This is a genomic window from Maricaulis sp. D1M11 (genome assembly GCF_047308265.1).
Lineage (GTDB): Bacteria > Pseudomonadota > Alphaproteobacteria > Caulobacterales > Maricaulaceae > Maricaulis.
Map to the genome: position 1 here is coordinate 208,261 of NZ_JBKQWY010000003.1, position 21,674 is coordinate 229,934.

Below are 21,674 nucleotides of genomic sequence, written 5' to 3' on the forward strand. Positions count from 1 at the left end.
GCGTGTGGAGCGCGAGCTACATGCGAAAGCGGATATGGTCCGCCCAGAAGCGCTCGATCCGCGCGAGGGACTGGTTGATATCCGGCAATTTGCCATCATCAACACCGCCAACCGGCGAGAGCGACGAGCCCTGACGCTCAAACAGCGAGCCCAGCTTGGAGCGGATGGCATGGCCGCTTTCGGTCAGCGAAACCTTCACGGACCGACGATCCGAAGCCGACCGTTCGTGACGGATATAGCCGGCATCGACCAGTTTCTTGAGATTGTAGGACACGTTCGAGCCCAGGTAATGACCGCGTGTGCGCAATTCGCCCGCAGTCAGCTCCTGATCGCCGATATTGAACAGCAGCAGGGCCTGCACACTGTTCAAATCGTCCGTTCCCTCACGGTCGAGCTCGTCCTTCACAACGTCAAGCAATTGACGATGCAGACGCTCGATGAGCTGCAGAAGTTCCAGATAATCCGTCGCCGGCGCCCCTTGCGGCGCCACGTTTTCGGCCATTGCCATAATCAACACTCCACCCGATCTTTTAGCGATCTTTGCAGAGACATTACGGGCAAACGGCAAAAAAAAGTTTAATGGGCGACGACAGGCCCTCGAGACGACCCCTGCCAGCTTCCGTCAAGCAGTTTGTAGATGGCAGAAAAATCCATTTCGGACCCGCCCAGATTGGCGAACATGGCATAAAGCGCCTCGGCCTGGCCGCCCAGCGGCGTGGTGGCGCCGGCGCTTTGCGCGGCATCCATGGCCAGTTTGAGATCCTTGAGCATCAGTGCCGCACCAAAACCGGGTTGATAATCAGCATTGGCGGGCGAGGTCTCCACCGGCCCGGGCACCGGGCAATAACTGGTCATCGACCAGCTCTGACCCGAGGCCTTGGACGAGATATCAAAGAATTTCTGCTGGTCGAGCCCCAGCTTCTCCGCCAGCGCGAAGGCTTCGCACGTGCCGATCATGGTAATGGCCAGCAGCATGTTGTTACAGATCTTGGCCGCCTGCCCCGCGCCCAGATCGCCCGCATGGATCACCGCCTTGCCCATCGCGTCGAGCACACGCTCAGCATCCGCGAAATCAGCCGCCGCACCGCCGACCATGAAGGTCAGCGTGCCGCCCTGGGCTGCCGCAACACCGCCGGATACGGGGGCGTCGACAAAGCGGAAACCGGCACCCAGTGCCGCATTGCCGACATGACGCGCGCTGTCGACATCAATGGTCGAGCAATCGATGAACAGCGTGCCGGGCCGGGCTGAGGGAAAGACAGCGTTTTCATACACCGCGCGCACATGCTTGCCCGCGGGCAGCATGGTGACAACGACCTCGGCCTCCGCCACAGCGCCCTCTGTATCTTGGGCCGCCCGTGCGCCCGCCTCGACAGCGAGGGCGACCGCTTGCGGGTTGAGATCAAACGCCGCCACGTCATGGCCTGCCTTGACCAAATTGGCGGCCATGCCAGACCCCATATTGCCCAGACCGATGAATGCGATTGTGGCCATGTCGGCGCTCCCCGTTTGGTATTGGTGTTGAAACAGCTGGTCTGAGTGGATCAGGCCGGGTGTGCAGGGTCCAGAAAGCTCATTTCCTGGTCCTGCGGCAAGGGATCAAACGCCGAGGCGATATCATTATCGCTGACCGCCTCCAGATCCGTCGGCGACCAGACCGGGCTGTTATCCTTGTCGATGATGACGGCGCGAACGCCTTCGTAGAAATCCTGACCCGTCAGACACCAGGCCGACAGGCGCAGATCCTGGCGCATCACGTCCTCAAAGGAGAGGCTGGCCCCCTTGCGCAGGGCCGCCAGGGTGAGTTTAAGCGCGGTCGGCGATTTGGACGCCAGGATGGACGCCTGTTTCTGCGACCAGCTATCTCCCGCTCCGGCAATACGCGACACGATTTCCTCGACCCGTTGTCCCGCAAACGCCGCGTCGATCAGCCCCCGTGTGTGCGCCAGCGAGGCATCACCTGGGTCACCCGAAAACTCTTCGAGCAAGACATCAAGCGCCTCCTCATCCGTCAGGTCGGCCTCTTCCAACGCCTCAACCAGAGCGTCATTCTGGCCGGACGGGCAGTAATGCGTCGCCAGGCCCGAAGCCAGGGCGTCGGCCGCCTTCAGCCGCGCGCCGGTGAGCCCCATCCATGTGCCGATCTCGCCTGCCAGACGCGGCAGCACATAGGCGCCGCCCACATCGGGATGGAAACCGATACCCGTCTCGGGCATGGCAAACATCGTCCGGTCACCGGCCACACGGTGGGAGCCGTGCACGGACACACCCACACCGCCGCCCATGGTGATGCCGTCGATCAGCGCCACATAGGGTTTGGGATAGTGATGGATCAGCGTGTTGAGACGGTATTCATCGCGCCAGAACAGCCAGGCCGCGTTGTCGCCCGCCTTGCCGGAATTATGCAGTTTGAGAATATCGCCACCGGCACAAAAGCCCTTTTCGCCCGCACCATCAACGACGATCGCACTGACGTCGTCATCGTCGCGCCAGGTCTCCAGCGCATCGATCATGGACAGACACATGCCATGCGTCAGCGCGTTGAGCGCTTTGGGACGATTGAGCGTGATCCGGCCCAACTGGCCCACTTTGCGGGCGATGATTTCGGGTTCAGACATGGTTCACTCCCTTACCGCATCACGTCTTTGGCGATGATCACCCGCATGATCTCATTCGTGCCTTCCAGGATCTGGTGCACACGCAGATCGCGCACAATGCGCTCGAGCGGGTAGTCTTTCAGATAGCCATATCCACCATGCAATTGCAGCGCCTGGTTGGCCACATCAAAACACGTGTCCGTGGCAAACCGCTTGGCCATGGCACAGTATTTTGCCGCCGACGGGTCCTTGGCATCCAGCGCGGCGGCTGCGCGATAGAGCATCAGCCGGGAGGCCTCCAGCTCGGTCGCCATGTCGGCCAGTTTGAACTGCGACACCTGGAACTGACCGATCTCCCGCCCGAACTGTTTGCGTGTTCCCACATAGTCTTTTGCAACATCAAACGCTTCGCTGGCCCCGCCCAGGGAGCAGGCGCCGATATTGATGCGGCCGCCATTGAGACCATTCATCGCCAGGGTGAACCCCATGCCTTCATCGGCCAGGCGATTGGCAACCGGGACGCGGCAATCCTCGAACGTCACAATGCGGGTCGGCTGGGCGTTCCAGCCCATTTTCTTCTCATTGGCACCAAAGGACAGGCCGGGCGTATCCTTCTCGACAATGAGGGTGGAAATGCCTTTCGGGCCATCCTCACCGGTGCGGCACATGACCACGTAATAATCCGACGTCCCCGCACCCGAGATAAAGGCCTTGGCACCGTTGAGGACGTAATCATCGCCATCGCGCACGGCACGGGTCTTCAGCGATGCCGCATCGGACCCTGCCCCCGGCTCGGTCAGGCAATAGGACGCGATCTTGTCCATCGTCATCATGGGCGGCAGGAAACGCTGGCGCTGTTCCTCAGTACCCCAGCTATCGATCATCCAGGCGCACATATTATGGATCGACATGAAGGCGGCGGTTGCGACACATCCGCGCGATAATTCTTCAAAAATGATCGCGGCATCCAGACGCGACAGCGCCGAACCGCCCACATCATCGCGCGTGTAAATGCCTGCAAAACCAAGCTCGGCCGCCTCGCGCATGACATCGACCGGAAAGATTTTTTCCTCGTCCCACCGCGCCGCATTGGGCTTCAGGCGGTCATCGGCGAATTTGCGCGCCATATCGCGGATGAGGGTCTGATCTTCTGAAAGATTGAAATGCACAGCAGATATCCTGTCGGTTATGAGCGGGATCGAACACGAATTTACCACGTATTGGCCGAGGCCTAACGCGGCTTGGCCCTTGCGGCAAGTCTGATATGTAAGCGTTTGACCCAAGGGCCAGAGTCGGTGCGAGGATTTATCCCCCACTGCCTCGCCCCCTCACCCGTCAGAAGAATGAGATCGCCCCATGTTTCCTGCCACCCGACTGCGCCGCACCCGCCAGGCTGACTGGTCCCGCCGCCTTGTGCGTGAAAAGACCCTGACGCCGGACGATCTCATTTGGTCTGTGGTGGTCTCGGAAACAGCCGATCCGGTCGAGCCCGTGGCGGCCATGCCGGGCGTGGAGCGCCTGTCGCTCGGCGCGCTGGCAAAGGCAGCCAAGGAGGCGGACGCCCTGGGTATTCCCGCCATCGCCCTCTTCCCCCATATCGATCCGGCGAAAAAGGACGATATGGGCAGTGAGGCCATTAATCCGGACGGGCTGGTGCCCCGGGCGATCAAGACCATCAAGGATGCCGCGCCCAATGTCGGCGTGATCTGTGATGTCGCGCTCGACCCGTTCACCACCCATGGTCATGACGGTCTGCTGGACGGGGATTATGTCACCAATGACGCGACGGTTGCCCGGCTGGTGGACCAGGCCCGCATGCAGGCCGAGGCCGGATGTGATGTGATCGCGCCGTCCGACATGATGGACGGACGGATCGGCGCCCTTCGCGAAGCCCTGGAAGACGAGGGTCATCACAACACAATGATCCTGTCCTATGCCGCCAAATATGCCTCGGGCTTTTACGGCCCCTATCGCGAGGCGATCGGGTCGGCGGCTGCGCTGACGGGTGACAAGAAGACCTATCAAATGGATCCGGGCAATGCGGCCGAAGCCCTGCGTGAAGTGGAGCTGGACATTGCCGAAGGCGCGGACATGGTGATGGTCAAACCCGGCCTGCCCTATCTGGATATCGTGCACGCCCTGGCCGATAACTTCGCCGTGCCTGTCTATGCCTTCCAGGTCTCGGGCGAATACGCGATGATCCAGGCCGCCGCCCAGAACGGCTGGATCGATGGCGAGCGTGTCATGCTGGAAAGCCTGATGAGCTTCAAACGCGCGGGTGCCAGCGGGATCATCACCTATTTCGCGCCAAGAGCCGCGCGGGCGCTGTCCTGATCAGCCTGCCACTGGCGCGGAAGACCGCTCCTGGAGCCCATTGCCTGTCCGTCCCCGCCGTGCGATAGACGCGATCAACGGAGATTTTATGACCTTTGAGTCCTGACGTGCCCGCCTTTGAGGCGGGCTTTTCGAGAACTGCTGAACGCGCTCGCCCTGCGAGCGCCCTGTTGTCTCATGTCAGGAACAAGACATTGAATACCCAAGCTAAATCTGAAATTTCTATTCGCCCGGCAACGCTCGATGATGTCGATGCGCTCACGGCGCTCTCCTACAAGACCATCCGGAAGAAATATCCCGACGTGATCGGGTCGGATGCGGTCGAGGGCTATATCGCGTCCGGCGAGGTGCCCCAATACTATCGCGAGCGCAATGCGTTCCTCTGGGTCGCCGAACGAGTCGGCGAACCGGTCGGCGCAGTCGCCATCAAGGATAATGAAATCCACCTGATGATGGTCACGGTGGAGCATCATCGCCAGGGCATCGGCAAGGCTTTGCTGACCCTGGGTGAAGAGCTGCTGTTTGCCCGGTATGACACGATTGAGCTGGAAAGCTTCCGGGACAATCTCCAGGCCGTGAACTTCTACAAGAAAAATGGCTGGTCACCCGTGTCGGAGTATCCCATGCCCGATGTGGGTATTCCCATGGTGCGCATGCGCAAGCAACGATAACGGGTCGGGGCCGCGTGGACTGTGAATTCAGGGCGGCCCCGTCCTCTTGCCTGGCGCTCTGCCTCGCTTGACCCGCGCTCAAAATCGCGTATCACCGCGCGCCCTGCCCCGGAGACCGTGATGATCGAACATGCCCCCCTTCCCACCCTGGAAACCGACCGCCTGATCCTGCGCGCCTGGCGGGACGACGATGTCGCGCCCTTTGCCGCCCTCAATGCCGACCCCGAGGTCATGCGTTTCTTCCCCGCGCCGCTGGATGAAGCGGACAGCCGAAAGATCATCACAAGTTTTGCCGACCGCCACGCGCGCACCGGTCTGTCACCCCATGCCGTGCAAGTGAAAGAGACAGGGGCCTTCATCGGTTTTGTCGGCCTGTCCCGTGTCGCGTTCGACGCCTGGGTCAAGGATGAGGTCGAGATCGGATGGCGCTTGTCGCGGGCCAGCTGGGGGCAAGGCTATGCACGCGAAGCCGCACGCGCCGTGCTGAATCATGGTCTCACAGATCATGGGCTTTCTCGCATTGTGGCATTTGCGCCCACGATCAACCGCCCCTCGATCGCGGTGATGCGATCTGTCGGAATGAGCCGCGTTGAGGATGGTAATTTCATCCACCCGGCGCTGGATCGCGAAAGCCCTTTGCAACCGCTGGAAGTCTGGTCCATCGCGCGAGGATCAGCCGACCTGCCAGGTCCGCAGGAATGACGGCCGGTTGAGGTGTAATGCGCCGGATCTGAGCCGCGCGGGCTAGTCGCCAATCTTCATCGCCGGCAAGGACCATTTGAAAATGATCGCGCAACCGCGCAGTCCCAGCGCCAGCGCAGCCGCGCCCAGCGTCACCCATTCCTGGGGCCCGCCCAAAGCCAGCCCGCCGACATACACGCCGGCGCCAGCCAGGGCCGCAAGGGCATAAATGTCTTCGCGCAGAACCAGGGGTACATCATTGACAATGATGTCCCGGATCAGCCCGCCAAAGGCCGCACTCATCACCCCGGTCAGCAGGGCGATGGACCAGTGTGCGCCTGCGCCCAACCCCGCCTGTGTGCCCAGGACACAAAAGACGGCCAGCCCGGCTGCATCCGCCCAGATCAGAAAGGCCCGGCGTGTCGCCACGGCCTGTGCCCAGGGTGACAGGAAATATCCCAGCAAGGCCCCGCCCAGAGCCATGGCCAGAAATTGCGGGTCCTCGATCCAGTAAACCGGCAAACGGCCCAGCAGGACATCGCGCAGCGTGCCTCCACCCATGCCAGCCACAGCGCCCAGTATCGCTGCCCCGAACGGGTCGAGCGATTTGCGGGCCGCAAGCATGCCGCCTGAAAAGGCGAACAGGCCCACCCCCAGATAGTCCAGCAGAGTGAAAAGCGCCGCGACGCTCATTTTCTGGCCTCAGGAGGGCCCGGTTCACCCGGCGCGCGAAACGCGTCCTGACGGGCCGCCTCCTCGTCGAGCGCCCGAGCATGGCGACGGCGCATCTGTTCGAACTCACAGCAATCCGCGATCTCCCGTGCGCGCCAGGCGCCGGCCATCAAATATCCCACCAGCACCGCATAGGCGATAATGATCACCGGGAAGAAGGACGCACCATCCATGCCGATCTCGTCCCAGAACTGGGGATAGGCCTCATTCACCGCCAGCACAAAACCGACCGGCAGGGAGATCATCAATAATGCGGTCGTCCGAAAAATCCGTTCCGACTTGCGCGCATTGAGGTCGGCAAAGGCCGTGAGGAAATCAATCTGGGCATCGGTCAGCCCCCCCAGCATGCCCAACGTGATTTTCCAGTGACGTGACCGCAGAAGCGGCGACACCTGGTCATTGGTGAATTGCAGGACAGCGCGCCGCGTAAACGGGGCAAACACCAGCAGTTTCCAGATCGCAAACTGGTTGCGAATGCGCGGCCAGAGTGCCATGACCATGCGGTCGGTTTCGATCAGACGGCCATCAATCGTCATGGTTCAGCCGGTCCGCGCTACGATTCAACCGGGCAATCAGGCTGGATGTATCCCAACGGGATCCGCCCATAGCCTGGACCTCGGCATAAAACTGATCCACCAGGGCGGTCACCGGCAGGACGGCATCCTGGTTGCGCGCCTCATCAAGCGCGATGCGAAGGTCCTTGCGCATCCAGTCGACAGCAAAACCGAATTCAAACTCGTTCTTCACCATCGTCTGCCAACGATTTTCCATCTGCCAGGACTGGGCCGCACCCTTGGAGATAGCCTGGATGACCTTTTCGGGGTCAAGTCCGGATTGCTGCGCAAAATAGAGCCCTTCCGACAGGCCCTGAACCACACCCGCGATACAGATCTGGTTGACCATTTTTGCGGTCTGCCCGGACCCCGCCACGCCGATCAGTGTCATGGCTTTGGAATAGGCGCTCATCACCGGCTCAGCCCGGTCAAAATCGGTCTGAGATCCACCACACATGACCGAAAGCTGTCCATTTTCCGCGCCAGCCTGCCCGCCCGACACCGGTGCATCGAGAAAGCCCAGCCCCGCCGCCTGGCAAATACCCGCAAGGCGACGGGCCAGCTCGGCCGACGCCGTTGTGTGATCGACCAGCAGAGCGCCCGGTTTCATTTTCGGGATAATACGCCCGGCGACGGCCTCGACATCGGGATCATCTCCCAGACACATGAGGACGATATCTGCTTCACCCACCGCGTCTTCTGCCGTCGCGGCGGCCTGTCCGGCAAATTGCTGCGCCCAGTCCTGAGCCTTCTGCGCCGTGCGGTTCCAGACGGTGACACCATGGCCTGCCGTCACAAGATGTCCGGCCATCGGATAGCCCATCACACCCAGACCCAAAAATGTACACTGTGCCATCTACCGCTTTCCTTTCACCTTTCCGCCTTGCTAGTCTTCGCAGCAAAGGGGAGCAAGCGTCATGATCAAGACCGTTTCAAAGGTCATTCTCGCCGGATTCGCGGCCATTCTAGGCCTCATCGTGATTCTGGCGATTATCTTCACCACGCGTCTTTATGCGTCACTGCCCCAGACCCAGGGCACTTTGCGCCTGGATGGGCTGAACGCACAGGCCCATATCATCCGTGACCCGCATGGTGTGCCCCATATTTTTGCATCCAGCGATCACGATGCGTTTTTCGCTATGGGTGTGGCCCATGCCCAGGATCGCCTGTGGCAGATGGAGATCACACGCCGGGCCATGCGCGGACGGGTCGCTGAACTCATCGGCCAACCCGGAGTGGAGACCGATGTATTCTTCCGCACAATGGGCCTGGCCGACGCCGCTCATTCCGCCGTGGAGGCCCTGCCGGCCGATGTCCAGGACGCGCTCGACGCCTACGCGCAGGGTGTGAATTCTGTCGCCCAGTCTCCCGCCTTCATGAACCCGCCGGAATTCCAAATCCTGATGATCGATCCGGAACCCTGGACCCCCGCCGATACGGTCCTGATCTACAAGGCCATCGCTCTCGACCTGTTTGGCAATGCCTTTTCCGAACCGCGCACGGCCGAATTGCTCGACCATCTCGGTGAGGCCCGGCTGCGCGAATTCCTGGGGCGTTATCCCGATGATGCGCCGCGATCACTCAGCATGGCGGATCTGGGCCTGACGGATCCGGGCCTGACAGATCCGGGCCTGACAGATCCGGCTCTGGCCGAAAGCGTGGACACGGACACGCCGCCACGTGTGGATAACGGCTTGGGTCCCGACGATGAGGGCCGGGATGGATCGAACAACTGGGTTCTGGACGGATCGCGCACGACCACCGGATCCCCGATCCTTGCCAATGACCCGCATCTTGCACTGCGCGCGCCGGCCATCTGGTATCTCGCCCGCCTGACCACGCCGGATGGAACGGCTGTGGGGGTCGGCATTCCCGGCACACCCTTCTTGACCCTGGGACGCAATGACCACATCGCTTGGGGCTTCACCAATACCGGGCCGGATGTGGGCGATCTGCATGCGATCACCGAGGATGCAATCACAGACAGCCGAGAAGAAGTGATCCGCGTGCGCTTCGGCGAGGACATCACCCTCACCCGCCGGGCCACACAGACCGGGCCGGTGCTCGACCCGGACCATTTCCCCTATCCCGTGCCGGAGGGTGCGGACGCGCTGGCCCTGCAATGGATGCTCGACGAGCCCGATGATGGCACGCCGGGTGTGGGGTATGACATTTTGCGGGCCCGTGACTGGCAGGATTTTGTCGATTCCATCCGCAATTTTGTGGCACCCCAGCAAAGCATTGTCTTTGCCCATGTCGACGGTGATATTGGGTTTTATGCGCCCGCCCGCATCCCCGTGCGCGACGAGACGGGAGACTGGGTGTCCACCATCCCCTTCGATGAACTGCCCCATACCCGCAATCCCGAACGCGGCTTTGTCGCGACCGCCAATAACAAGATCGTTCCGGACGGCTATCCTCACTATCTGACCTCGGACTGGTATGGCGTGTCGCGCATCCGCCGCATCTATGAGGGCATCGAGGCGAAGGACCGGCACGATATGGCGTCGATGGCCGCGCTGCAAATCGATACGGTCTCCGACATGACCCGCCGCATATTGCCCGCCCTGCTGGAAGCCCAGCCGGAGACCGAGGCCGGTCGCGCCGCCCTATCGCGTCTGCAAGGCTGGAATTCAGACATGGCTGTGGATCTGGCCGAGCCCCTGATTTTTGCAGCCTGGAAAAAAGAACTCACACGCGCCGTCTATGCCGACGAGCTGGGCGATCTGTTTGACCGCTGGAACAGTGATCGACGGATCTTCCTGACAGACGTCTTTGCGGGTGACCTGGGCCACTGGTGCGATGACATCGCCACCGAAACCACCGAGACATGTGCACAGATCACCGGGCCCGCGCTGGACCGGGCCGTCGCCGGTCTGATGACACAGTTTGGATCCGACATGGATCGCTGGCGCTGGGGCGAGGCACACCAGGCCCGTCATGCCCATACGCCGTTCAGCGCTTTTCCGGTGCTCGACAGCTTCTTCACCATCGAAACCCCGATTCCGGGCGACGGCTCGACGGTCAATGTCGCGCATTACAGTTTTTCAGCGGATGATTATTCGGCCGGACATGGCGCCTCGTACCGCGCCTTGTATGATCTGTCGGACCTGGATCGCTCGCAATACATGATCACCACCGGCCAGTCCGGCAATCCCATGTCTCGCCATTATGATGATCTGGCCCCGCTATGGGGACGCGGCGAGTTTATCGAGATCCCAGCAGACTGGGATCTCGATACAGTCCCGACAGGCATGCGGGTTCTGGAACTGGACCCGGCTGGCTAGGCCGGAACCACTTTGCGACCATTACAGCGCGTGCACCGGGCATTAAACACCGGCTCGGTGCCACGGCCCTTGCATTGCGGACAGATTTTGACGTTTTGAGCCAGAAGGCGAAGAAGATAAAGCATGCATTCCCCCTGTGGTTGAGCCAAGGGAGAATGCACCAAAATCTTAGAAATTCAAGACAAAATTCGCCACTCAGGCGAATTATCCCGCTTCGCCATAACCACCCCGGTGAAACACCAGGGCCGGAGCCTCACTTCTGGTGTGCAAAGACACGACTTCGCCCAGAATGATATCGTGATCACCGCCGGGATGGATGGCATGCAGTCGGCAATCCATCACCGCCACGGCGCCATCGAGGCAAGGCGCGTGTTCACCGCTCCATGACCCCCCGATCTGGTCCAGGGCGGCATCACGCGCGCAAGCCTCGGCGAGGTGTTTCTGATCCGCTGCCAGCACATTGACCGCAAACTGCTCGGCCTGGACGAACAGGGCATGACGATCCCGCCCGCGCTCGACGGACCACAGGATCAAGGGCGGGTCGAGGGAGACAGAGGCAAAAGAATTCACCGTCACGCCCAGGGGCAGTCCATCATGCCAGGTCGAGATGATCGCGACCCCGGTCGGGTATTGCGACAGGCAATCGCGGAATTGGCGTTGATCGAACACGAAATACTCCCCCCGACTCAGAAGAAACCGGACCTTAACCCTGTTCGAGGTAGAGCAGGGTCAGAGAAAAAGAACAAGGTGGGTGAGATGTCGGCTGAACAGCCAATTATCATCAAGAAAGTCGTCAAGGGTGGCGGACACGGACACCATGGGGGTGCGTGGAAAGTCGCCTATGCCGATTTCGTGACCGCCATGATGGCGTTCTTCCTGCTGATGTGGCTGATCAATACGACCACGCCCGAACAAAAACGCGGTATCGCGGATTATTTCGCACCCGCCTCATTGAGCCCCTCCAATTCCGGTGCGGGTGAGCCCCTGGCCGGTACAGCATTGGGTGATGATGGTGTGCGCGGCAGTGGTGATAGCTCGACCATCGAGCGTCTGGCGCCCTCTGCACCGCAGGAAAACGACCGTTCAGACCAGGAAAACCCGGAAGGCTCTCCCGAAGCCGCTGAAGAACAGCCCGAACCCCTAGCCGCAGCCATCGCCGAGGCACGAGCACGCCGCCAGAATGCCGAGCTTTACAGTGCCGAGATGTCGCTGCGCCAGGCGATGCAGGAAATGCCGGAACTGGCCGAGCTATCCAACCACATCATCATGGACCAGACCCCGGAAGGCCTGCGGATCCAACTGGTCGACCAGGAAGGTCGCCCGATGTTCCAGCCCGGATCGGTGGAGCCCAATGAGCGCGCCCTCATCCTGCTGCGGGCTGTGGCCGAGATTGTCCAGCAATTGCCCAACCGCCTGTCGATCTCTGGCCATACGGATAGCGGACCGTCCAACATGAACGGCTATACCAACTGGGAATTGTCCGCCGACCGCGCCAATGCCGCCCGCCGCGTCCTGCAGGATAATGGTGTGCGCGATGACCGGGTGTACGAGGTGCGTGGCAAGGCCGGTTCCGAACCGCTCTTTCCGGATGATCCCTATATGTCCGGCAATCGCCGCATCTCGATCGTCTTGCTGCGCGAAGCGCCTGTCCTGCCGCCGGGCCACAGCCTGCGCTAGGCACCACGCAGGAGCCTTGCGTGTGTTTCGGGCAGGCTTCCATGCAGCCACGGACTTGAAGTAAAAGGCTTCGCATCCGAACTCTCACCGTGCTAGCGTATGGGTTACGGTCATTCGGATCACAGCTTCTCCTTCAATGCGATGATAGAAACGACGTCTGTAGAAGTCTGGCAGATGTGGGTGGTGCTTGCCGGTGTCGGTGTGGCCATCCTGTTTTACTGCCTCGACCATTTCCCGATCGAAATTGTGTCCGCCACGGTTGTGGCCGGGCTGTTGGTGTTCTTCCACGCCTTCCCGCTGGCCGAATCCTCACCCACGCCCAAGGATTTGCTGGAAGGCTTCGCCAATCCCGCGCTCATAACCATTCTGGCCTTGTTGATTGTCGGTCAGGGCATTTTCCAGACCGGGGCGATGGAAGGCCCGACACAGTTCCTTCTGCGCTCCTATGACACGCGTCCCAGGGCCACGATGGGGATGATTTTCGCCTTCGTGTTCGTCATTTCTGCGGTCATCAACAACACACCCGTCGTGGTGATGTTTGTGCCCATCATCGCAGCAATCGCCAAACGCATGGAGCAAAGCCCCTCCAAGCTGATGATCCCGTTGTCCTATGTCTGCATCCTGGCCGGTATGACGACCCTGATCGGTTCCTCGACCAATTTGCTCGTGGCGGACAGCCTGATGTCGACCGCGCAGATAGAACTGGGCTTTTTCACACCGACCGGGCCGGGCCTGTTCCTCGCCGCGATCGGTGTGGTCTATATCTTCTTTGTCCTGCCCCGTTTCCTGCCCAATCGGGGTGGTCTTGAAGAAGAGATGACCGGTGGATCGGGCGGGCGTCAGTATATCGCCCAGCTGGAAGTCACCCGTGATCACCCGTTGCTGGGCAAAAAACCGGTGGCCGGCATGTTCACCGATCTGCCCGACATGACCGTGCGCATGATCCAGAGGGGCGAACACGCTCTGTTGCCCCCCTTTGATGATGCGCAGCTGCGCGAAGGCGATCTGGTCATCGTGGCGGCAACCCGCCAAACACTCAGCGATCTGCTGTCCAAGCGTGCAGACTTCCTGCGGGGCATGCTCTCCTCGTCCGGTGAAGGTGAGGACCCCACCCCCGGTGATACGCTCTCCATGTCTGAAGCTGTGGTGGCGCCGGGCTCCCGGCTGACCGGTCGAACGATTTCGCAGATCGGTTTTCGTCACGCCACGGGCTGTATCGTGCTGGGTATTCAACGGCGCAGTCGCATGATCCGCGCCCGCATGGGCGAGATCCGTCTGGAAGCGGGCGACACACTCTTGCTGTTTGGTACCTCCTCCGCGATGCGGGCGCTGCGGGCCGACCGCGATCTCCTCCTCCTGGAATGGTCCAAGACCGCCATCACGGATCCGCGTCGCACCACCGCCGCCCGCCTGATTTTTGGCGGTGTTGTTGCCCTCGCGGCCTCGGGCCTGGTGCCGATTGTCATCGCCTCTTTCCTGGGCGCTGTCGCCATGATCGCCGCGGGTTGTTTGAACCTGCGCCAGGCCGCACGCGCTTTTGATGTCAGGGTCTATCTGCTGATCGGATCTGCGATCGCGCTGGGCACGGCCCTGCAGACCACGGGCGGAGCCGGACTTCTGGCCTCCACAGTGGTGAGTATCTTTGCCCCCTACGGGCCGGTCGCCCTGCTCTCCGCGCTCTTCCTGCTGGTGGCGGTGTTGACGAATGTCCTCTCCAACAGCGCAACCGCCATCCTGTTCACCCCTATCGCTGTGGGCGCGGCCCAGCAGATGGGGGCGGATCCGACCCTGTTTGCCCTGACAGTCCTGTTCGCCGCCAATACGTGTTTTGCGACACCGATCGGCTATCAGACCAATTTGCTCGTCATGAGCCCGGGACATTACAGGTTCGGGGATTATTTGCGCGCAGGCGCCCCTCTTGTGCTGATCTTCTGGCTCGCCTTCACAGCCTATCTCGCGATTTTCCTGGGCTTGGGTTAGGCTTTTTACGCGAGTCACATTTGGAGCCCACTTGACCCATAGTCAGCCGACACGCCAGATCCCGTTTTTCCTGACGGCGGAATCGCCCTGCCCCTATCTGCCCGGGCGCATGGAACGCAAGGTGTTCACCCGGATCGATCCGGGCGAAGGCCCTGCCCTCAATGACGCCTTGACCCATGCGGGATTTCGTCGGTCCCAAGCCGTGCTCTATCGTCCCGCCTGTGAAGGCTGTGATGCCTGTCGCTCGGTGCGTGTCGATGCCACGCATTTCATCTGGTCGCGGCGCTGGCGAAAACTCGTCAATCGCAATGCCGATCTGACCATCTCCACCGATCGCAATGAAGCCACCTATGAACAGTACGACCTGTTCGACCGTTATCTTCAGTCTCGCCACCAGGATGGCGACATGGTGGGCATGACGTTTGGCGAATATGCCCTCATGGTCGAGGAAGGCGCACAGCGTACGCACGTCACCGAATACCGCGATGCCGACGGACGTCTCGTGGCGGCCGCGCTTACCGACATGCTCAAGGACGGCCCCTCGCTGGTCTACAGCTATTTCGACCCCGATCAGGAACGCCGCTCACTGGGCGCCTTCATGATCCTGGACGCCATTCGGCAAGCGGAATTGCACGGTTTTCCCTTTGTCTATCTGGGCTATTGGGTCCGGGGCAGTCGCAAAATGATGTACAAGGCTCAGTATCAACCACTGCAGGTTCTCAATCCGGGGGGCTGGCAGGCCTTCCACCAAACCGATATCGAAGATACAGATCAAGACTGACGGCCCGTCCGGGGAGGGACAGCCGCGACCGGGTGCTCGCCACCCCGGGATCAAAGGGGAAAATCATGGATCGTCGTACCTTTATCAGTGGACTGGCCATCGCCGGTGGCACCGTGGCCTCGGCCTGCGGAGACATGTCCGGCTCCAGCACCAGTCCGGCCGCCCCCAATATCAATCGCGGTGTGAAACGCCTGCGCATGGTCACCACCTGGCCCGCCAATTTCCCGGGTCTGGGCACGGCGGCCAATAATGTCGCGGAATACATCACGGCCGCATCGGGCGGGGCACTGGAGGTGCGGGTCTACGCTGCGGGCGAGATTGTCTCGGCATTCGAGGTGTTTGATGCTGTCGCCGATGGCACGGCCGACCTATATCACGGCGCCGAATATTATTGGCAGGGCAAATCGCCGGCCTTCAACTTCTTCACAGCCGTACCGCTGGGCATGACCGCCGCGGAAATCATGGGCTGGTGCGAATTCGGCGGCGGCCAGCAGCTGTGGGACGAACTGGCCGGACAGTTCAACATCAAGCCTTTCCAGGCGGGCAATTCCGGCCATCAGATGGGCGGCTGGTTCAAGCGCGAAATCAATACGCTGGACGACTTCCGTGGTCTGCGTATGCGTATCCCCGGACTAGGCGGCAATGTGCTGCGCGAGCTGGGCGGTGCGGCCGTTACCCTGTCGGGTGGCGAGATCTTCCCGGCCCTGCAAAACGGCACAATCGATGCGACCGAATGGGTCGGCCCGTGGAATGATCTGGCGTTCGGTTTTTACCAGGAAGCCCAGTATTATTACGGACCAGGTTTCCACGAACCGGGATCGTGTCTGTCTGTCGGGATGAATCGCGGGGTCTGGGACGGGCTTGATGCCGACCACCAGGCCATCGTCCAGGCCGCCTGCCGGGCCGCGAACAATGTGTCGCTCGCCGAGTTTACCTATCAGAACGGAATCGCGCTCGACGTGCTGCGCAATGAGCATGATGTCCAACTGCGTCAATTCACCCCTGAAATGTGGGACCGTATCGGCGAGATCTCCGAACAAGTCGTTGCGGATACAGGCCGTGCCGATCCGTTCACCGCACGGGTCTATGAGAGCTATCTCACTGCGCGAGAGAAAATGATGAATTGGGGGCGCATCTCCGAGGCCGCCTATATGGCACAGCGCGAGCGCGTGTTGGGCGGGCAATAATCATGCAAAAAGGTGATGGCCTGATCCTGGCGGTCATCGCCGCCAGCCTCCTCCTGCTTGCCGCCGACACATTGAGTGCGGGCGGCGTATCGAGCTGGGCGCAGCAAACCCTTCCCACACTCGCCCTGACAGCGGGCCATTGGGGCTATCAGATCGGCCACGCCCTACTGGTACTGGCGCTCGCGCCCCTGCTTGCCGGCGTAATCGGGCGATTTACCGGCCTGCCCAACATCCTGGCAAACGCACTGACCGGCTATGTGCGTCTTGCAGATGCGATTAGCGAACAGCTGGGCGGCGCGGCGCGCTGGTTTGCCCTGGGCCTGGTTCTGGCCACCGTCACGATCGTGATCCAGCGCTATGTGTTCGGCTTTGCGTCGACCAAGCTGGCGGAATCCGTGATCTATATGCACGCCCTGCTATTCCTGCTGAGTTCGGCCTCGACGGCCCTGCATGATGGGCATGTGCGTGTCGACATCATCTACGCCAAGCTCACCGAGAGAGGGCGCGCCTGGACCGAACTGCTGGGCACGTATCTGTGTCTGGTGCCCATGAGTGTGCTGATCATCTGGTCCGCCCGGGGTTATCTCAGCTCAAGCTGGCGTATTCTCGAACGCTCCCGGGAAAGCGATGGTCTGGCCTTTGTCTATCTGCTTAAGACCGCGATCGTGGTGTTTGCCATCACGCTGATCCTCCAGGGGGTCTCCCTGGCGTGCCGGGCAGCCTTGACGCTGTCGGGACGCGCCGCGCCGGATCTGCCGGGCCAGACGGACAAGGCGGAGGTTTGATCATGGGGTGGTTTGTCGAGTTTCTGCCCTTCCTGATGTTCATGGCCGCGTTTGCAGCCCTGCTCAGAGGTTATCCCGTCGCCTTCACCCTGGCCGGAGTGGCGCTGGCCTTTGCCCTAATCGGGCTGGCTCTGGGCCATTTCGATCTCATCCATTTCCGGGCCTTCCCGCAGCGCATCTATGGCAATCTGATGGAGATGGACCGCCAGATCCTGGTCGCTGTCCCGCTGTTTGTCTTCATGGGCGTGATGCTGGAAAAGTCCAAAGTCGCCGAGGAACTATTGGAAGCCATGGGAGCACTGTTTGGCTCCCTGCGCGGCGGACTGGGCATTTCCGTGGTTGTGGTAGGCGCCTTGCTCGCCGCGTCGACCGGCATTGTCGGGGCCACAGTGGTCACCATGGGCTTGTTATCACTGCCGACCATGCTCAAGCGCGGCTATGACCCCGCCCTCGCCTCCGGTTCGATTGCTGCCTCCGGTACGCTGGGACAGATCATCCCGCCTTCAATCGTGCTCGTGCTGCTGGGTGACCAGATCTCCAATGCCTATCAGGAAGCCCAGCGGGCCCAGGGGATTTTCTCACCCGATGTGGTGTCTGTGGGCGATCTGTTTGCCGGTGCGCTCATTCCCGGCCTGATGCTCGTCCTGCTTTATGTGGGTTACCAGGTTTTTGTAGCCATCACCGCGCCGGAAAAAGCCCCGGCCGCCCCGGCCGAACCCGGCACGCTGAAGCCGGGACGTCTGCTCAATGCACTTCTGCCCCCGCTCTTCCTGATCTTTGCGGTGCTCGGTTCCATCCTGGCCGGGCTCGCCACGCCCACTGAAGCGGCGGCCGTAGGGGCCATGGGCGCCACCTTCCTGGCCGCTGCGCGCAATGCCGGCGGCACAGATAACCCTGCGATCGGACGCGCCCTGAGTTATGCCGGTCTGGCCGCCGTCATGGGATTGATCCTGTTGATCGTCATGGTCAATACCGGCTCTGAACGCCGCCTCTATGTCTCTGATCTGGGCGCCGCCAGCCTTCTGGCCTGGTTGATGGTGGCGATCGCCCTGATCGGAGCAGGCCTGTCCCTATGGCGACTCAAACGCACCGGTGTGCTCGATGACGTGATGCGCTCCACTGCGACAATATCCGCCATGGTCTTCGTGATCCTGATCGGCGCCTCGCTCTTCTCTCTGATTTTCCGTGAACTGGGGGGCGATGACACAGTCCAGTCCGTGCTGACGGCCGTGCCCGGCGGTGCCATGGGCGCCCTGGTTGTGGTGATGCTGGTGATGTTCATCCTCGGCTTTTTCCTCGATTTCATCGAAATCACCTTTGTGGTGGTGCCGATTGTGGCGCCCATCCTGTTGATGATGGGCGTGGATCCGGTTTGGCTGGGCGTGATGATGGCGATGAATCTGCAGACCAGTTTTCTCACCCCGCCCTTTGGATTTGCTCTCTTCTATCTGCGCGGTGTCGCACCACCCGAGGTCAGCACAGCCGCCATTTATCGCGGCGCCATCCCCTTCGTGATCATCCAGATCCTGGCTATCACGATGATTGCCCTCTTCCCCTGGCTTGCAACCGCCTTGCCCAACTGGCTCTACGGATAGGAAAACCCCGTGATCAAGCGAGACAAGATCACCCTGGAACGCGGTTTCATCATCGTTCTGGCGGTGCTCATTTCAGGCATCTTCCTGTGGATGATCCGGCACTATCTTTCCGCCCTGTTCCTGGCCGGGGTCATCACCCTGTTTCTCGACCGGCCACAGGCCGTGCTCACCCGCTGGCTGGGCGGACGCAAAGGTCTGGCTGCGGCGCTGCTGGTGATCTTTACCCTGATGGCCTTTTTTGTGCCGGCCTCCCTTCTTCTGAGTGTGATCGCAGACCAGGCCATCGATGTTGCCGGCATGATGACACCCTGGGTGCAGGAGCAGATCAATCTGATCCGCGCGGAGGGACTAGTCGGCCTGCCCGACTGGCTGCCCTTCCGCCAGGCCATTATCGACCATCAGGACGAGCTGGTCGCCCAGACGGGAAATCTCGCGCGTGCGGTCTCGAATTTTGCGGTCCAGTGGCTTCAGGCCGGCACCGGCGGCGTTCTGGCGGCCGCTCTAAACGGTTTCATCCTGATCTATGCGCTGTTCTTTTTCCTGCAGGGTGGCCGCAAGACCGGTCAGCGCGCCATGTCCATGCTGCCCATGGCCCGCGAGGATCGCGTGCTCCTGATCGAACGTGCGGTGTCCACGATACGCGCCACGGTGAAGGGCTCTTTTCTGATTGCGCTCGTGCAGGGCGGACTAACGGGATTAGGCCTGCTTGTCGCTGGTGTCCCCGGCGCCATATTCTGGGGCGCCATCGCCGCCCTTCTCTCTATCATCCCGATGATCGGACCTCCGCTGATCTGGGGACCGGCTGCCCTCTGGCTGTTTGCCACCGGTCAACCGATACCCGCGATCGGGCTCGCGGCCTGGGGCATGATCGTCATCTCGTCCTCGGACAATATCCTGCGTCCGATCTTTGTCGGTCAGGATGCGAAGATGTCGGATTTGACCGTGCTCCTGTCGACCCTGGGCGGTCTGAGCCTGTTTGGCGCTGTGGGCATTATTCTTGGCCCGGTGATCGCCGCCCTGTTTGCCTCTGTCTGGTATATCTTTGCAGAGACCTTCGAGGGCCTGATCGATCCCGACGAGGCCGAACCGGTCATCGCATCCGGCGAGACAAGTGCGGATACGGCAACTCAGGCCGGCGAGACGCCTGACCCCAAGAGCGACTAGACCTCTGGCACGCTGGTCGTCGAGGGGGCTGTCGGCCTCTGGCCATCGGCATAGTCAACCAGGGCATCGATCCGCTGGTCAATGGTGGGATGGGTGGCAAAAAAGCCCATGAAACCCGTGCGCGGATTGTCGATGAACATCTCTCGCACCTCGTCAGGCGCCTTGTCGACGTCGGACCGGCCGGAGATCTTCATCAAAGCAGAGATCATCGCATCGGGATTGCGGGTCAACTCGACGGCACCGGCATCGGCCATGTATTCGCGCCGGCGCGACAGCGAGAAACGGATCAGGATTGCCAGGCCATAGGCCACCGCCACAATGGCGAGCGCAATGAAGACCAGAGCCGCACCATTTCGCCCCTGTCTATTGCTGCCGGAGCGACGCACGCTGCGCATGAACAGGCTGCGAAACATCAATTCGCCCGCAAAGGAGATAATGCCGACGAAAATGACGGCGATGACCAGCAGGCGCACATCGCCGTGGCGGATATGGGAGAGCTCGTGAGCGAGAACCGCCTCCAGCTCTGCACGGTCGAGGGTCTGCATCAAACCGCGTGTGACCGTGACGGTATACTGGCTTTCGCGCACCCCCGAAGCATAGGCATTCAGCGCGCCGGTTTCGATAACCGCCAGGCGGGGCATGGTCATACCACGCGAGATGCACAGATTTTCCAGCAGATTATAGAGTTCAGGTTCCTGCGCCCGTGTGACACTGCGCGCGCCGGTCGAGGCCTGGATGATGGCGGTATGAAAAAACCAGGCAATGATAAACCAGACGGCGGTGATGGCCAGGGAGATCAGGGCGATCATCGGCCCGTTCGCCAAAACAGTACTCAGCGCGTCGGCCACACTGTGCTCAGTGCCCACCGAGGGGTGCGTCCCACGCCAGCCCGGCTGCGCCGTCACAGCCTGTCCGCCCCACAACAGCGCAAACGCAAAACCGATCGCGATCAGCAGCAGGGGAAATCCGGCCAGAAGCAGAATGGATCGCAGATTATTGTTCCAGATATGGGTGCGAAGTCCGGAGGCTGAAAGAAACATGGTTCACGCCTCCGGCAACGCAATCGAACCTAGAACTTCACCTGCGGAGCACCGCGTTCGGCTTCACCCACTTCGAAATAGTCCTTCTGGGTAAATCCGAAAATATTGGCAAACAACACGGCAGGGAATTGTTCCGAGGCCGTATTGTACTCGCTGACCGCATTGTTGAAGAAGCGGCGGGCGGCGGCGATCTTGTTTTCAAGATCCGCCAGCTCGTTTTGCAGTGACAGGAAGTTTTGATTGGCCTTCAGGTCCGGATAGCTTTCCGAGAGGGCAAACAGCTGACGCAGTGCGCCGGAGAGCAGGTTTTCCGCTTCGGCCAGGTCTTTGAGGCTGGTCGCGTCGATCGCCGTCTGGCGGGCCTTGATCACGCCGGTGAGCGTGGTTTGCTCATGCTCGGCATAGCCTTTGACCGTCTCCACCAGATTGGGCACCAGATCATGGCGCTGTTTCAGCTGGACATCGATATCGCCCCAGGCCTGTTGGCAGGTCTGACGCAGGGCGACCAGACGGTTGTAGATCATCACGGCAAAAATGCCCAAACCGATGATCACGATGAGAAGAATAATGCCGGCGTCCATAAGGCTCTCCCTTGAACTGTCTGATCCT

At 61.0% G+C, this 21,674-nt stretch carries 22 protein-coding genes; 11 read left to right on the forward strand and 11 right to left on the reverse strand.

Annotated features, from left to right (window positions below; translation table 11 throughout):
• Window positions 1–16: 16 nt before the first annotated feature.
• The 4 genes from RMQ97_RS07360 to RMQ97_RS07375 form a co-directional block, all read right to left on the reverse strand.
• Complete coding sequence (locus RMQ97_RS07360) at window positions 17–508, reverse strand: MarR family winged helix-turn-helix transcriptional regulator (protein ID WP_413660209.1); 492 nt, start codon at window positions 506–508, stop codon at window positions 17–19.
• Between the two features lie 68 nt (window positions 509–576).
• Window positions 577–1,530 (reverse strand): 3-hydroxyisobutyrate dehydrogenase, encoded by a 954-nt coding sequence (mmsB, locus tag RMQ97_RS07365; RefSeq protein WP_413660445.1) that lies wholly within the window; start codon window positions 1,528–1,530, stop codon window positions 577–579.
• Window positions 1,531–1,544: 14 nt separating this feature from the next.
• Entirely contained in the window at window positions 1,545–2,618 is a 1,074-nt protein-coding gene (locus RMQ97_RS07370; RefSeq protein ID WP_413660210.1) for an enoyl-CoA hydratase/isomerase family protein, read from the reverse strand.
• 11 nt (window positions 2,619–2,629) lie between these two features.
• The gene (locus RMQ97_RS07375; protein WP_413660211.1) at window positions 2,630–3,766 is read right to left on the reverse strand and encodes an isobutyryl-CoA dehydrogenase; all 1,137 of its coding nucleotides are present in this window, start codon (window positions 3,764–3,766) and stop codon (window positions 2,630–2,632) included.
• A 187-nt stretch (window positions 3,767–3,953) separates the two neighbouring features.
• Here RMQ97_RS07375 and hemB point away from each other — a divergent pair, with 187 nt between their 5' ends.
• The 3 genes from hemB to RMQ97_RS07390 all read left to right on the forward strand — a co-directional run bounded on the left by hemB (window position 3,954) and on the right by RMQ97_RS07390 (window position 6,304).
• The gene (gene hemB, locus RMQ97_RS07380; protein WP_413660212.1) at window positions 3,954–4,931 is read left to right on the forward strand and encodes a porphobilinogen synthase; all 978 of its coding nucleotides are present in this window, start codon (window positions 3,954–3,956) and stop codon (window positions 4,929–4,931) included.
• A 194-nt stretch (window positions 4,932–5,125) separates the two neighbouring features.
• Window positions 5,126–5,602, forward strand: coding sequence for a GNAT family N-acetyltransferase (locus RMQ97_RS07385; RefSeq protein WP_413660213.1), 477 nt, complete (start codon window positions 5,126–5,128; stop codon window positions 5,600–5,602).
• 120 nt (window positions 5,603–5,722) lie between these two features.
• Complete coding sequence (locus tag RMQ97_RS07390) at window positions 5,723–6,304, forward strand: GNAT family N-acetyltransferase (RefSeq protein WP_413660214.1); 582 nt, start codon at window positions 5,723–5,725, stop codon at window positions 6,302–6,304.
• 42 nt (window positions 6,305–6,346) lie between these two features.
• Here the strand turns inward: RMQ97_RS07390 and RMQ97_RS07395 are convergent, their stop codons facing one another.
• Genes RMQ97_RS07395 through RMQ97_RS07405 form a run of 3 tightly spaced genes read right to left on the reverse strand, consistent with a single transcriptional unit; the run spans window position 6,347 to window position 8,425 of the window.
• On the reverse strand, window positions 6,347–6,976 hold the full coding sequence (locus RMQ97_RS07395) for a trimeric intracellular cation channel family protein (protein WP_413660215.1): 630 nt from the start codon (window positions 6,974–6,976) through the stop codon (window positions 6,347–6,349).
• Window positions 6,973–7,551 carry a hypothetical protein gene (locus RMQ97_RS07400; protein WP_413660216.1) on the reverse strand — a complete coding sequence of 193 codons (579 nt, stop codon included), beginning with the start codon at window positions 7,549–7,551 and terminating at the stop codon, window positions 6,973–6,975. The genes RMQ97_RS07395 and RMQ97_RS07400 overlap by 4 nt, the downstream gene beginning before the upstream one ends.
• Complete coding sequence (locus RMQ97_RS07405; RefSeq protein ID WP_413660217.1) at window positions 7,541–8,425, reverse strand: NAD(P)-dependent oxidoreductase; 885 nt, start codon at window positions 8,423–8,425, stop codon at window positions 7,541–7,543. The genes RMQ97_RS07400 and RMQ97_RS07405 overlap by 11 nt, the downstream gene beginning before the upstream one ends.
• Before the next feature lie 61 nt (window positions 8,426–8,486).
• Between RMQ97_RS07405 and RMQ97_RS07410 the strand changes: the two genes are divergently transcribed.
• The gene (locus tag RMQ97_RS07410; protein WP_413660218.1) at window positions 8,487–10,856 is read left to right on the forward strand and encodes a penicillin acylase family protein; all 2,370 of its coding nucleotides are present in this window, start codon (window positions 8,487–8,489) and stop codon (window positions 10,854–10,856) included.
• Here the strand turns inward: RMQ97_RS07410 and RMQ97_RS07415 are convergent.
• Window positions 10,853–10,981, reverse strand: coding sequence for a hypothetical protein (locus RMQ97_RS07415; RefSeq protein ID WP_413660219.1), 129 nt, complete (start codon window positions 10,979–10,981; stop codon window positions 10,853–10,855). The genes RMQ97_RS07410 and RMQ97_RS07415 overlap by 4 nt on opposite strands.
• A gap of 79 nt (window positions 10,982–11,060) precedes the next feature.
• Window positions 11,061–11,525, reverse strand: a complete 465-nt coding sequence (locus RMQ97_RS07420) for a flavin reductase family protein (protein WP_413660220.1) — start codon at window positions 11,523–11,525, stop codon at window positions 11,061–11,063.
• Window positions 11,526–11,612: 87 nt separating this feature from the next.
• On the opposite strand from RMQ97_RS07420, the gene RMQ97_RS07425 reads away from it, so the two are divergent.
• From RMQ97_RS07425 to RMQ97_RS07455, 7 genes are all read left to right on the forward strand, one after another.
• Window positions 11,613–12,533, forward strand: a complete 921-nt coding sequence (locus RMQ97_RS07425) for a flagellar motor protein MotB (protein ID WP_413660221.1) — start codon at window positions 11,613–11,615, stop codon at window positions 12,531–12,533.
• 99 nt (window positions 12,534–12,632) lie between these two features.
• Window positions 12,633–14,513, forward strand: coding sequence for an SLC13 family permease (locus RMQ97_RS07430; RefSeq protein ID WP_413660222.1), 1,881 nt, complete (start codon window positions 12,633–12,635; stop codon window positions 14,511–14,513).
• Window positions 14,514–14,544: 31 nt separating this feature from the next.
• Window positions 14,545–15,294 (forward strand): arginyltransferase, encoded by a 750-nt coding sequence (locus RMQ97_RS07435; protein ID WP_413660223.1) that lies wholly within the window; start codon window positions 14,545–14,547, stop codon window positions 15,292–15,294.
• Between the two features lie 65 nt (window positions 15,295–15,359).
• Window positions 15,360–16,481 (forward strand): TRAP transporter substrate-binding protein, encoded by a 1,122-nt coding sequence (locus tag RMQ97_RS07440; protein ID WP_413660224.1) that lies wholly within the window; start codon window positions 15,360–15,362, stop codon window positions 16,479–16,481.
• A gap of 2 nt (window positions 16,482–16,483) precedes the next feature.
• Window positions 16,484–17,266 (forward strand): TRAP transporter small permease subunit, encoded by a 783-nt coding sequence (locus tag RMQ97_RS07445; RefSeq protein WP_413660225.1) that lies wholly within the window; start codon window positions 16,484–16,486, stop codon window positions 17,264–17,266.
• 2 nt (window positions 17,267–17,268) lie between these two features.
• The gene (locus RMQ97_RS07450; RefSeq protein ID WP_413660226.1) at window positions 17,269–18,861 is read left to right on the forward strand and encodes a TRAP transporter large permease; all 1,593 of its coding nucleotides are present in this window, start codon (window positions 17,269–17,271) and stop codon (window positions 18,859–18,861) included.
• A gap of 9 nt (window positions 18,862–18,870) precedes the next feature.
• Complete coding sequence (locus tag RMQ97_RS07455) at window positions 18,871–20,025, forward strand: AI-2E family transporter (protein WP_413660227.1); 1,155 nt, start codon at window positions 18,871–18,873, stop codon at window positions 20,023–20,025.
• Here RMQ97_RS07455 and RMQ97_RS07460 read toward each other — a convergent pair.
• Window positions 20,022–21,065: a M48 family metallopeptidase gene (locus RMQ97_RS07460; RefSeq protein WP_413660228.1), complete on the reverse strand. Its 1,044-nt coding sequence runs from the start codon at window positions 21,063–21,065 to the stop codon at window positions 20,022–20,024. The genes RMQ97_RS07455 and RMQ97_RS07460 overlap by 4 nt on opposite strands.
• A 29-nt stretch (window positions 21,066–21,094) precedes the next feature.
• Window positions 21,095–21,646, reverse strand: a complete 552-nt coding sequence (locus RMQ97_RS07465) for a LemA family protein (RefSeq protein ID WP_413660229.1) — start codon at window positions 21,644–21,646, stop codon at window positions 21,095–21,097.
• Window positions 21,647–21,674: the final 28 nt, after the last annotated feature.